This window comes from Methanoregula sp. UBA64 (genome assembly GCF_002502735.1).
Lineage (GTDB): Archaea > Halobacteriota > Methanomicrobia > Methanomicrobiales > Methanospirillaceae > Methanoregula.
The window spans coordinates 918,918-930,510 of record NZ_DAQC01000001.1; the positions used below are offsets into that span (position 1 = coordinate 918,918).

At 56.1% G+C, this 11,593-nt stretch carries 12 protein-coding genes; 4 read left to right on the forward strand and 8 right to left on the reverse strand.

Going from position 1 to position 11,593, the window contains the following annotated elements:
* Positions 1-28: 28 nt before the first annotated feature.
* Together BP758_RS04435 and larB are read right to left on the reverse strand one after the other, a co-directional pair.
* On the reverse strand, positions 29-538 hold the full coding sequence (locus BP758_RS04435) for a nicotinamide-nucleotide adenylyltransferase (RefSeq protein ID WP_292369090.1): 510 nt from the start codon (positions 536-538) through the stop codon (positions 29-31).
* Positions 535-1,311, reverse strand: coding sequence for a nickel pincer cofactor biosynthesis protein LarB (gene larB / locus BP758_RS04440; protein WP_292369092.1), 777 nt, complete (start codon positions 1,309-1,311; stop codon positions 535-537). The genes BP758_RS04435 and larB overlap by 4 nt, the downstream gene beginning before the upstream one ends.
* Before the next feature lie 50 nt (positions 1,312-1,361).
* On the opposite strand from larB, the gene BP758_RS04445 reads away from it, so the two are divergent.
* From BP758_RS04445 to BP758_RS04460, 4 genes are read left to right on the forward strand one after another with little or no spacing between them, the layout of a single operon-like run.
* Complete coding sequence (locus BP758_RS04445; protein ID WP_292369094.1) at positions 1,362-1,685, forward strand: ABC transporter permease; 324 nt, start codon at positions 1,362-1,364, stop codon at positions 1,683-1,685.
* A 40-nt stretch (positions 1,686-1,725) separates the two neighbouring features.
* Positions 1,726-2,958, forward strand: coding sequence for a histidine--tRNA ligase (hisS, locus tag BP758_RS04450; protein WP_292369096.1), 1,233 nt, complete (start codon positions 1,726-1,728; stop codon positions 2,956-2,958).
* Positions 2,945-4,747 carry a DNA topoisomerase VI subunit B gene (locus BP758_RS04455; protein WP_292369098.1) on the forward strand — a complete coding sequence of 601 codons (1,803 nt, stop codon included), beginning with the start codon at positions 2,945-2,947 and terminating at the stop codon, positions 4,745-4,747. The genes hisS and BP758_RS04455 overlap by 14 nt, the downstream gene beginning before the upstream one ends.
* On the forward strand, positions 4,740-5,828 hold the full coding sequence (locus BP758_RS04460) for a DNA topoisomerase IV subunit A (RefSeq protein WP_292369100.1): 1,089 nt from the start codon (positions 4,740-4,742) through the stop codon (positions 5,826-5,828). Before BP758_RS04455 ends, BP758_RS04460 begins: the two co-directional genes overlap by 8 nt.
* Before the next feature lie 4 nt (positions 5,829-5,832).
* On the opposite strand, the gene BP758_RS04465 is transcribed toward BP758_RS04460, so the two are convergent.
* From BP758_RS04465 to BP758_RS04490, 6 genes are all read right to left on the reverse strand, one after another.
* A complete protein-coding gene (locus BP758_RS04465) occupies positions 5,833-6,756 on the reverse strand; it encodes an NAD-dependent epimerase/dehydratase family protein (RefSeq protein ID WP_292369119.1) in 924 nt (307 codons plus the stop codon).
* On the reverse strand, positions 6,753-7,457 hold the full coding sequence (locus BP758_RS04470; protein ID WP_292369121.1) for a sugar phosphate nucleotidyltransferase: 705 nt from the start codon (positions 7,455-7,457) through the stop codon (positions 6,753-6,755). The genes BP758_RS04465 and BP758_RS04470 overlap by 4 nt, the downstream gene beginning before the upstream one ends.
* A gap of 8 nt (positions 7,458-7,465) precedes the next feature.
* Positions 7,466-8,455, reverse strand: coding sequence for an SDR family NAD(P)-dependent oxidoreductase (locus BP758_RS04475; protein ID WP_292369123.1), 990 nt, complete (start codon positions 8,453-8,455; stop codon positions 7,466-7,468).
* Entirely contained in the window at positions 8,452-9,546 is a 1,095-nt protein-coding gene (locus BP758_RS04480; protein WP_292369126.1) for a glycosyltransferase family 4 protein, read from the reverse strand. The genes BP758_RS04475 and BP758_RS04480 overlap by 4 nt, the downstream gene beginning before the upstream one ends.
* Positions 9,547-9,561: 15 nt before the next feature.
* Positions 9,562-10,578, reverse strand: coding sequence for a glycosyltransferase family 2 protein (locus BP758_RS04485; protein WP_349680497.1), 1,017 nt, complete (start codon positions 10,576-10,578; stop codon positions 9,562-9,564).
* 61 nt (positions 10,579-10,639) lie between these two features.
* A complete protein-coding gene (locus BP758_RS04490; protein WP_292369128.1) occupies positions 10,640-11,593 on the reverse strand; it encodes an NAD-dependent epimerase/dehydratase family protein in 954 nt (317 codons plus the stop codon).

An 11,593-nucleotide genomic window follows, 5' to 3' on the forward strand; every position in this document is an offset into this window, starting at 1 on the left:
GTTGCTGAACGGTCAAATGGTTCGTGGTTCATGAATCATCGCGCGCGATCTGGCGGAGCCGCTCCACACCGTCGATCTCGCTGATCACGCTCGCCACGGCAGGGGGCACGAGATCCTCCCACGGTTCCCCCGCAAGCATCCGGCGCCGGATCTCGGTGCCGCTGTGCCGGTCGCGCTCGTACATGGCCGGCGACTGCACATCCACGTTCGCCTCGCGGAAGAGCCGGACCACGAGCGGATTCGAGGAATAGCAGGTATCAAACGGCGGCGTCATCGACCGGACGTGAGCTGCCCAGAGCGCGTTTCTCTGCACATCCTCGATCGGGATCACATAATACGGGCACCCGAGTGTCGTGAGCGCCCGCGTGATCATCAGCACCCGTTCACCTGAGGTAAACGGGTTTTCCAGCGTGTGGGAGAGCTGGGCGCTCCCGACACCGATGATGATCTCGTCGCATGTCCGGGCGAGTTCCGTAAGAACCGCCTGGTGCCCGTTATGGTAAGGCTGGAACCTGCCCACGTAAAACCCGCGCTTCATTTGTTCTTTCCCCCGTTTGCAATCCGCGCCGCAAACGCGCCCGCCGTAAACCCGGCATCGATGTTGACGACCGCAATGACCGAGCAGGACTGGAGCATGCTCGCAAGGGCCGCCCGCCCTTCTCCCATGTACCCGTATCCGGTGCTGACCGGGACACCGAGCACCGGTTTGTCCACGAGACCCGCAACCACTGCAGGAAGCGTTCCTTCTCTCCCGGCACAGACAACAAAAACATCTGCATCAAGGAGCGGCTTGAGCGCGGGAAAAAGCCGGTGGATGCCGGCCGCCCCGACATCGTACGCGATCCGGACCGTGCAGCCCATCTCTTCTGCAATGATCTTTGCTTCCTCCGCGACACGGATATCCGATGTCCCGGCCGTGATAACCGCCACGATCCCCCCGTTCTTTTCCGGTGCGGCACCGGTCGAGAGGAGGATGACCCGGGCAGGATCCCGGTACTCGACCGAGATTTTCGTTCCTTTGCACCGGGCCTGGACCGCGGATACCTGCTCAGGTGTTACGCGCGTGACCACGCAGCGGCCGGCCGCCTCTGCATGCCGGGCGGCAATCTCCGCAAGATGCGCCGGCTCCTTTCCTTCCGCAAGCACGACTTCGGGCATCCCGCAGCGGACGGCACGGCCGAGATCGAGACAGGCAAAGTCACCGACCCGCTCTAACCGGAGCCCTTCGATCTCCTGCGCTGCCTCATCGAGCGGGAGCTCGCCGTTTTTGTACCGTTCAAGGACGGCAGAAAGAACCGGGTTCGCGTGCATAATGTAATAATACAGATATGGGGACGCGTAGTATAAGTTAGTTCATTGCCATGTCGTACCTGCTCTATGTAGCATTTTTCGGTGCAGCGGTCGTGATCTTCCTCTGGCTGCGCGATGCGCGGATATTTTTCCGGACCGGCCTTGCCGGTTACCGGAAAGCGGCGTACTGGGGCGTCCTCTACGGAGCGCTCGGCACGTTCGGCGTCCTCTGTACGCTTGCCGGGGAAAGTATCGAGATCTTCGGCCTTGCCATCATCCTTGCAGCGCTCTACCTGCAGGGACGGATGGAACGGGAGAAGATCTTTACCGGAAAAGAACCGGCACTCGACCGGGCGCTCGGCAGTGCAAAGCGCTCTTTGCCGGATAAAAAATAATGGCACGGCAGGAAATACACACATAAAGGATTTACCAGGCATGATCCAGAAACCACGAGGCACACGGGATTTCCTTCCCGAAGAGATGGAAGCGCGGCGCAGCACCGAAGCAAAGATGCGGGAGGCGGTGCGCCGGTTCGGGTACCGGGAGGTCTGCACTCCCGAGTTCGAGGATCTCGAACTCTTCACACTCCGGTCCGGCGAGGGGATCATGCAGGAGATGTACGTCTTCGAAGACAAGGGTGGCAGGAAGCTTGCCCTGCGCCCGGAGATCACGGCCGCCGTGATCCGGATGTACATCAACGAGGCAAAAGTCGCGCCAAAACCGCTGCGCTGGTGTTATTTTGCCGACTGTTTCCGGTACGAGCGCCCGCAGAAAGGGCGGTACCGGCAGTTCTGGCAGTTCGGCGCCGAACTGATCGGGGCCGATACCGCGATGGCCGATGCGGAAGTGATCATGCTTGCCGCAGAAGCGCTCAACGCAACCGGGGTCACGTGGGACCTCAAGGTCGGCCACCTCGCGTTTATGAAAAATCTCTTAAAAGATCTCGAACCCACAGCCCAGCGCCGGGTGATGGCTCATCTCGACAAGAAGGATTTCGAGGGCCTTAAGGGAACGCTGGCAGCGATGGAGAAAGCCGATCTGGGCGAGTCACTGACCGCGCTCGTGGAGTGCCGTACGCTTGCCGAGGCTTTCGAGATTGCCGGGACTATCCCCGAGAAAGAGCGCGTGGAGCAGATGGCCGGGATCCTCGACGAGTCCGGGATCGCGTACTCGTTCAACTTCGGGATCGCCCGGGGGCTTGACTATTACACCGGCATGGTCTTTGAGGGGTTTGCCCACAACCTAGGCGCGGAGAACCAGATTGTTGGCGGCGGGGCATACCGGCTCGCGCACCTGTTCGGCGGGGACGATGTGGCCTCCTGCGGGTTTGCCATCGGGTTTGACCGGGTCATGGTCTCGCTTGGCGACGCCGCGCCGGCAAAGGACACCATTGCAGCAATTATCTGTACGGAGGAGGGCCGCAGCTTTGCGCTCGCGGTAGCCCGACAGTTCCGGGCAGCCGGGATCCGGGCGGAGATGGACCTGATGGGCCGGGGGCTTGGCGCACAGCTGGCCCATGCAGCAAAGTCCGCGGACTATGCAGTTGTTATCGGGAAACGGGAGGCCGAGGCCGGGCAGGTGACCCTAAAAGACCTCCACTCGGGAGAACAGAAGACCCTTGACCCGGCCGCGGCAGTAGCCGAGGTGAAGGCACATGGTGCTCGCTGAGGAACTCGCCAAACAGCAGCGCAGCATCAGCGTAGCGGAATTTTTCGAGAAGAACAAGCACCTGCTGGGCTTTGACTCGCCCACGCGTGGCGTTATTACCACGATCAAGGAAGCGGTGGATAACGCGCTCGATGCCTGCGAGGAAGCGCAGGTGCTGCCCGACATCTACATCAGCATCAAGAAGACCGGGCCGGAAGTATTCCGGATCATCGTCGAGGATAACGGTCCGGGCATTGTCCCCGCGCAGGTGCCGTTTGTCTTTGGGAAACTGCTGTACGGCTCACGGTTCCACCAGATCCGGCAGACCCGGGGCCAGCAGGGGATCGGGATCTCCGCCGCCGTGCTCTATGCGCAGCTGACAAGCGGCCTTCCTGCCGTTGTCATCTCCCGCACCGGGGCAAAGGAGCCGGCACACAGGTTCGAGATCCTCATAAAGATCGAGACCAACGAACCTGACATCATCTCGGAGCAGCCGTTCGAATGGGACCGGATCCACGGCACCCGGGTCCAGATCGAGTTCAAGAGCACGATGTCGGCGAAAAAGAAGCTGCTCGAATACCTCAGGTACACTTCGGTCGTGAACCCCCATGCACGGTTCCGGGTGGAGCTGGACGACGAGGCGTTCACTTTTGAGCGCGTGAGCCAGGAGGTGATCGCGTGCCCGGTGGCGATCCAGCCCCACCCGCACGGGATCGAGTTCGGGCAGCTCAAACGGATGGCCGCGGCAAGCGAGGAGAAACTTATAGATTTTCTCGTAAACGGTTTTTCCCGGGTGGGTAAAAAGACCGCGCAGGAGATGTGCGACAAGGCCGGCCTCAAGCCGGCGCTGAAAGTAAAGGGACTTGGCACGGAGGAGCTCAAAAACCTGCTCGCTGCCATGCAGTCCGTTGCCGTGCCCGCCCCGCCGACCACGCAGTGCCTCTCGCCCATTGGCGAGGATTTAATCCGGCGCGGTCTTGACAAGGAGTTCCAGATGGACTTTGTCGCGGCACGCACACGGCCGAGCTCGGTATACTCCGGCCACCCGTTCGTGGTCGAGGCAGCGATCGGGTACGGCGGGAAACTGCCGCCCGAGGGAAACGCAACGATCCTCCGGTTTGCCAACCGGGTCCCGCTCATGTACCAGCAGGGCGCCTGCGCTGTTACGGAATGTGTTTCAAACGTCAACTGGAAATCGTACAACATCTCCCAGCAGGGGCTTCCTCTGGGGCCGGTGCTGATCCTTGTCCACGTCGCGTCCACAAACGTACCCTTCACGAGCGAGAGCAAGGATGCGATTGCGAGCATCCCGGAGATCGAAAAGGAGATCGTGCTCGCGCTCCAGGACCTGGGCCGGGAGCTCAAGACCTTCCTCTCGCGCAGGGACCGGAACAAGCTTGCCGAGGACCGGGCACGCGCGGTCTGCGCGGTAATCCCCGAGATCGCGGCCAAAGTGAGCGAGATCGTGGAAAAGCCGCTCGTGGACACAACGCCCATCGAAGGCCGGCTCATGCACAAGCTGATCGCAAAGAAGTGGACAACCGCCGGGAGCGTGACCATCGAAGTGAACAACTACACGAGCAGCGATGTCGAGATCTCGGTGTATGATATCTCCACGGACAATGCGGCCGGCGCAGACATGCCGCCGGCATTTTCTACCGAAATGGACGGGCAGTTCACGAAGGTCTGGAAGATGGCAATACCGAAACACACGGTCTGGCGCGTCACGTATCCCGGGAAAGGCGGCGGGATGCTCGATATCCGCGGGATAGAGGACAACAAGAAGATGGTGGTGGATCTCGATGTCTAAAGAGGAACTCGATGCACGGTCGATGAAGGCGCTCATGACAATCGCCTCGGCCTGGTACGACCAGATGACGGCCGGGGAGATCCCGTCCATCTCGCTTCCCACCCGTACAAAATACAATATTGAGTACGACGATGCAAGCGAGGTCTGGAAGTACGGCGACAAGGAGAGCCTGCGGACGGCGGCAACCGCAAAGAGCGCGACGCATCTCTTAAAGATGGCCTATGTGATCGGTTTTGTCAAGCAGCAGCTCATCGAGAACCGGTCTTCGACCTTAAGAGAAATGTATTACATCTCGGAGGGCTGGAAGCGCGCGAAGTTTGGCGCGCAGGACGAGAGCAACTTCCTTGTGGAAGACCTCGAGATCATCTCCGATGTGCCGCGCGAAGGCTTCCACCTCCGGCCCGAAGAGAACGGGGCCTCCATCTACGGCCCGATGCGGATCCGGGAGCCGACCCGCAGGGGCCTCAAACTGATCCATTGCCAGGACGATGTGGGATCGGCCGGGTATTCCATCCCGAACAATGTGGAGAACCTTGAGCTGGTCGATCATGATGCGAAATTTGTCATTGCCATGGAAACCGGTGGTATGTACGACCGGCTGATCGAGAACGGGTTCGATGAGGAGCACAACGCGATCCTCCTCCACCTCAAGGGCCAGCCGGCCCGGTCAACGCGCAGGCTGCTCAACCGGATAAGCCAGACCTGGAACCTGCCAATCCTCGTTTTTACCGATGGAGACCCATGGTCGTACCGGATCTACGCATCAGTTGCGTACGGTGCCATCAAGAGCGCGCATATGTCCGAGATCCTCGCAACTCCGAAGGCACAGTTCCTGGGGTTGCAGCCCAGCGATATCCGGGACTACAACCTGCCATCGGACAAGTTGTCCGATAAGGATGTCGAGGCTTTGAATGCCGAACTTACCGACCCCCGGTTTGCAACGGAATACTGGAAGAAGCAGATCAATTTACAGTTAGAACTGGGACTCAAGTCAGAACAGCAGGCGTTTGCGGCCCGGGGGCTGGACTTTGTCACGAAGAAGTATTTGCCGGCGAGGTTGACGGAGATGGGAGTTATCTGATTTTTTATCTCTTTTTATTTCGTTCATAATCCAGCATATCCCGCAAGGTCTCTTTAAGGGAGATCTCAGGTTTCCAGCCGGTTAATGAAGTAATCCGGGAATTATCGCTCTGCTGGGTTGGGATCGTAACTTTTTGCTGATCATCAGATAACCGGATCGTATAATGTTCGCCGGTGATTTCCTCAACAATTTCAATTATTTCAGATATACGGTACGCTTTTCCCGATCCGAAATTGAAAGGTTTTCCCACACAATCACTGCGGAAACCCGGATGGGAGATCAGTGCCCAGTAGCCGCGGACCACATCGCGAACATCGATGAGATCCCGTTCTGTTGAAATTTCCAGAAGGTCAAGGGTGTTCTTTTCTTTTTGTTCAATCTCAACAACCTGTTTTATAATTCTGCCACAAAGGAAATTATCCGACTGGTCCGGCCCGGCAAGGTTGAAAGGACGGGCAACCGATATTGCTGCAAATCCTGATGAATTATACTGCAGGGAGAGTTCTTCCTGTGCCACCTTACTTTTCCCATAATCATTGACCGGTCGCAATAGAGTGGTTTCAGGGATAGGGGCATTCCCGGCGTTTCCGTAGACGGCTGATGAACTGACAACTAGGATCCTGCAGGCCGGGTTTACGGTTATGGCCGCGTCAAGCAGATTTTTTGTCCCGGTAACATTTGCTGCATATAATGCATCCGAAGACCCCCGGGTCAGGCCGGCCAAGTGAATTATTGCATCTGGACGATGTTCCTCAAATGCATCACGCAGGGATGGGGGATCGAGCAGATCACCTGTAACATAGGATCTTTTTCCCAGCCCGAAAGTCTGCCGCCGTATCATACCGGTTGGTTCAATACTATGCGCTCCAAGGAATTCCATCATCCGGGTGCCCGTGAACCCGGCAGCTCCGGTGACAAGAACTCTCATGGAAGGAACCGGTGACGGTACTTTTCGAACTCCTCAATTGACCGGGCATAATCATCCGGCCTGCCGATGTCCAGCCAGTAACCGGAATGGGGGAAACTGTACACTGCTTCCTTTTTTGCGGTAAGGGCATACATCAGCTGGTCAAAGCCAAATGGTTCTCCATCCGGTACATAATCGAGCACTTTCTTTGAGAAGATATAGACACCCATACTGACATCAAAATGGAATGTCGGTTTTTCCCGGAATGCAACGATCCTCTGGTCAGTGTCCCGTTCAAGCACGCCAAAATCAATGTGTACATCCCGCTGGTAAGTTGCAACGGTAGCAATCGCATTCTTCTGTTTATGACTGGCGATGAGGTCGCGGTAATTAATATCAGTCAGGATATCCCCGTTCATGACAAGGAAAGTATCGTCAAGATCCTCGATTAGCCGGAGCGGACCTATGGTACCAAGAGGCGTATCTTCGTGAACATACGCAATGTCAAGACCAAGAGATTTGTTGCTGTCGAGGTATGCGTGAATTAATTCATGCAGGTAACCGGTGCTTATGGTGACCTGGTCAAATCCACAGCGTTTGAGCTGCCGAAGAATCACTTCAAGGATGGGGTAATCCCCAATGGGCATAAGAGGCTTGGGAAGCACCGTGGTATATGGCATGAGCCGACGGCCTTTTCCTCCTGCTAAAATAATCGCCTGCATAGATTCACCTAAACTGTATATACCCCGGTTTTATACGAGGATATGTGTTCTTTCATCCAGCTGATTGTCAGGTCAAGACCCTCTTCAAGGGAATATGACGGGTTCCATCCTGCGAGTTCGTTTGCCAGATGGTTATCGCATAAAAGTTGCATCACCTCGCTCTTTTCTGGTCGGATCCGTTTCTCTTCGCAGATTATCTTTGCCTCCGGGTTTACTTTCCCGATAATAATATCTGCAAGTTCACCGATTGTTACGCCACGTCCGGATCCGGTATTTACCGTCCTGCCGAGAGTTTTTTGGCTCTCTGCAAGATTTATAAATCCCGAAACGGTATCCGCCACATAGGTCAAGTCTCGTACCGGGGTCAGTGAACCAAGCTTGATCCGGTTCGTGGTGAGGGCCTGGGTGATGATGGTAGGGATCACGGCCCGTGTTGACTGGCGGGGACCAAATGTATTAAACGGCCGTATGGTTGTTACCGGCAGTCCGAACGATAAATAAAAAGATTCGGCAATCTTGTCAGCACCGATCTTGCTCGCGGAATATGGTGACTGCCCCTGAAGGGGATGCTTCTCATCGATGGGGGTGTATTGTGCAGTCCCGTATACTTCGCTTGTAGATGTCGTAACAATACGGCGGGTCCCTTCATCCAAGCATGCCTGCATCACATTGAGTGTGCCTTTGATGTTCGTATTGACATACGACTCTGGTGCGACATATGAATAGGGGATGCCAATAAGCGCAGCGAGATGGAATACAAACTCTTTTCCCGCCACAGCCTTTTTTACGAATTGTGCATCGGTAATATCACCGGCAATGACGTTCAAATGAGGTGTTGAATCGGTATACCTCCCTTCCAGCATTCCCCAGTCGTTCCGGGCATTATAATGCACAAATGCCGTAACGTCCGCACCTCGACGCAGCAGTTCATCGACAAGGTGACTGCCGATAAAACCCCCGGCGCCGGTCACGAGCACCGGCCTGTCCTGCCATTTCATGATCTGTCCTGACTATATGTTTTAATGAGCGCCAGATAATCTTTCTCTGCCTGGGCCATCAGGGTCTTCCACTGGCCGTTTCTGATAACAGCGTCACGGGCCGCAGAACCCATGAGTGAACGGAGCACCGGATCGGTTGCAAACAAAAGGAGTGCTTCCGCCACCGCCTCCGGAGAACTAGGTGGGATCAGGAGCCCGGTCTTTCCGGTTTCCACCCATTCCGGTATCCCTCCCACCGATGTAGCTATGCAGGGAAGGCCGCTTGCCATGGCCTCAAGCAGGGAGACCGGGGTCCCGTCAGAAACGGAGGTAGTAATGAAGATGTCTGCCCGACGGTAATCATTCGGGACATCAAGATAATCGGTTTTTCCCATGAATGTCACGACCCCCGATAACCCAAGGGAGGTGACTTCTTCCCGAACGGATTGCTCAAGCGGACCGTCTCCCTTGAGTGTGAGCCGGAGAGCCGGATTTTTCTGGAATGCAAGGGCAAATCCCCGAACAAGGGTCGCATTGTCATATACCGGGAAATATCCCCGGTTAGAGAAGACCTCGATACGCCGGATCGCATCCGGTTTTGTATTTTGGGGCGGTGAGAAGATGCCTGTGTCAATGCCAAAGGGGAGGTACCGGACCTTTTGTCCCGGGATGGCAAAATCCTCTATGATATGTTCCCGGATATTCTTCGAGATTGCATACACAAGATCGGCATCCTCCATTACCCTCTTTGTATACCATGCAATCAGCCGGCTCTTCTTTGGCAGGATCAGGATGTCATCACCCCAGGCCGAAACAACCGATGGGCACCGCCCCAAGCCAGGCAGGTGGAAACCGTACTTGGCGATGAAATGGGCGTGGATAAGATCGGGATGGAGCTGCCGCACCAGCCGCTTGACCGCAAGGTGGCGCGGGATGAAGGAAAGGTAGAGATTGTCCCAGCGGGAGGTGAGAACATATTCCGTAACACCGGGGATCGTGCGGTTCATCGGATTGTAGGTGACGAGGTGAACACCATGCCCCCGCTCCGCGAAATACTCAGCCCAGCGCTGGGTATGGATGCTGCGGCCATCGGCAATGAGGAGGAGAATCATGGTATGCGGCTCCTTTCAGTATCCCATTCTCCGGGAAAAGAGAAGTCTCCTGACCAGCCAACGGGTAGGCGACCATGCCAGCAGAAGTCCTGCCGGCAGAATCACAGCGAGATCACGTCCTTTTCCGAACCACTGGCGGATCGAACCGGGCCGTTCCATAGTCCAGCATGCAATAGAGAATCCGGTGAAGATCGATGGCCGAAAGCCAGGCATGGCATCTCCTCGCGTGAAGCCGGCAAAGATGCAGTCATGGATAAAACGCCGCTGTGCTGCAAGAAGATCTCCGGCAAACAACTCTGACTCCTTCCCGAGGTCGATAGCAATCTGGACAAACAGCCTCAGCATGTCCATGTATCCCTGCGGCGATGAGAAAAGGAACCGAAATGTCTCGGAGTGTTCGCCCTGCCGGTAAAAAAGGCATGCCCCGCTCACGAACCCGATATCATGCATCCGTGCAATCTTCAGCCACTGGTAATAATCCGATGAATAGGGGTACTCCATGCTGAACGGCCCCACTTCTCGGTACACGTCACAGCGGACCATGACCGACGGGCACACAATGAACGAGCGTGCAGCAAGGAGGCGTCGGAATCCCTCCGGTGCGGGGTATACCCTGTCAGTCTCGCTGCCGGAAATCTCTTTCTCAAATGAATCGCCGATAATACGCGAACCTGTTGTTGTCAGGACTACCGTGGGATGTTCGGCAAAGAACGCAACACATCGCGCAGTGAATCCCGGATCGATGTAGTCATCTGAGTGCAGGATATGCAGGTAGGTGCCGGTGGCCAGCTCGATACAGCGGTTGCAGTTCCCGAACAGCCCCAGATTCCGCTCATTTTTTACATACCGAAGCCGTTCATCGGCAAAGGCTGCCACAACGGCAGGGGTATCATCACGGGAATCGTTGTCAACAACAATCACCTCGATGTTACGGTAGGTCTGAGAAAGGGCACTCTCTATTGCCTTTCCGATCATTCCGGCACGGTTATAGGTCGGGATACAGATAGAAACCAGAGGATTTTCAGGCATCATGCGGTTCCTGGAGTCAATGCTTTCCCGGTGCGATCCAATACGGATGTTTTATGTTCTTGCATCATCGTTGTTCGTTTTGGTAATGCTTCTTAAACCAGACAACGGTCCTTTGGAGCCCTTCGTCAAGTCCGGTTGCCGGAGCCCAGTGAAGCCCGGACCGTGCCTTTGCAATATCTGCGGAGTTGTACCAGACCTCGTTTGTCCGGTGGGCCACAGATCCCCAAGGAAGATCGACAGCGGAACCAATTTTCTCTTGGATCTTTTCCACCACGGAACGGATGGATGCAGGCTGACCGGTTCCGATATTGAAGATGGGATGCTTCTCCTTAAAGGGGCAGGATCTCAGGACGGCCACATAGGCGCTGATAATATCATCCACGAATACAAAATCCCATTCCTGTTTCCCGGAGGTCAGGTTAGGTGATGTGTTCTTCAAGAGGGATCCAATGACATACGGAATCAACCGGCGCTCGTGATCGCCGGGCCCGTAGGGAGGGAATACGCGGAGGGTCACGCTGGGGAGGCTGAAAGTATCTGCATAAAACCCGCACGCCTCTTCAGCTTGGACCTTGGTGAGGGCGTACAGATTCTGCGGTCTGATGAGATCGCTTTCCTTCAGACGCTGCTTCTTTTGTTCGTACACTGCACACGAGCTGGTGTTCACAAAGAGCTGAACACCTCCCGTCTCTTTTGCAGCCTCCAGGAGGTTGAGTGTCCCCTTCACGTTCGTATCCGCCATCACACCGACCTCATCGGCATGATGCATCACAGCATAATACGTGACCAAGTGGATAACGGCATCCGGCCTGAATGCCGCGATAGCGGTTCTGACTTCCCCATAATTCCGGATATCCCCCGGGAAATATGAGACCCCGTCTTGAGGTAGAGATCGTGAGGTTGGCGATGCCTGCCTCACCAGCGCCCCGACCACATACCCTTCCGACACCAGCCGGCGCACGAGGTGCCTCCCGATAAAGCCCGTTACCCCGGTAACAAAAACCTTCTGTATCGGCAT

Bases quoted from the DNA above. Each gene is read 5' to 3' on its own strand.
- BP758_RS04435 (WP_292369090.1), bottom strand. From the start codon at position 538: ATGAAGCGCGGGTTTTACGTGGGCAGGTTCCAGCCTTACCATAACGGG.
- larB (WP_292369092.1), bottom strand. From the start codon at position 1,311: ATGCACGCGAACCCGGTTCTTTCTGCCGTCCTTGAACGGTACAAAAAC.
- BP758_RS04445 (WP_292369094.1), top strand. From the start codon at position 1,362: ATGTCGTACCTGCTCTATGTAGCATTTTTCGGTGCAGCGGTCGTGATC.
- hisS (WP_292369096.1), top strand. From the start codon at position 1,726: ATGATCCAGAAACCACGAGGCACACGGGATTTCCTTCCCGAAGAGATG.
- BP758_RS04455 (WP_292369098.1), top strand. From the start codon at position 2,945: ATGGTGCTCGCTGAGGAACTCGCCAAACAGCAGCGCAGCATCAGCGTA.
- BP758_RS04460 (WP_292369100.1), top strand. From the start codon at position 4,740: ATGTCTAAAGAGGAACTCGATGCACGGTCGATGAAGGCGCTCATGACA.
- BP758_RS04465 (WP_292369119.1), bottom strand. From the start codon at position 6,756: ATGAGAGTTCTTGTCACCGGAGCTGCCGGGTTCACGGGCACCCGGATG.
- BP758_RS04470 (WP_292369121.1), bottom strand. From the start codon at position 7,457: ATGCAGGCGATTATTTTAGCAGGAGGAAAAGGCCGTCGGCTCATGCCA.
- BP758_RS04475 (WP_292369123.1), bottom strand. From the start codon at position 8,455: ATGAAATGGCAGGACAGGCCGGTGCTCGTGACCGGCGCCGGGGGTTTT.
- BP758_RS04480 (WP_292369126.1), bottom strand. From the start codon at position 9,546: ATGATTCTCCTCCTCATTGCCGATGGCCGCAGCATCCATACCCAGCGC.
- BP758_RS04485 (WP_349680497.1), bottom strand. From the start codon at position 10,578: ATGATGCCTGAAAATCCTCTGGTTTCTATCTGTATCCCGACCTATAAC.
- BP758_RS04490 (WP_292369128.1), bottom strand. From the start codon at position 11,593: ATGCCGATACAGAAGGTTTTTGTTACCGGGGTAACGGGCTTTATCGGG.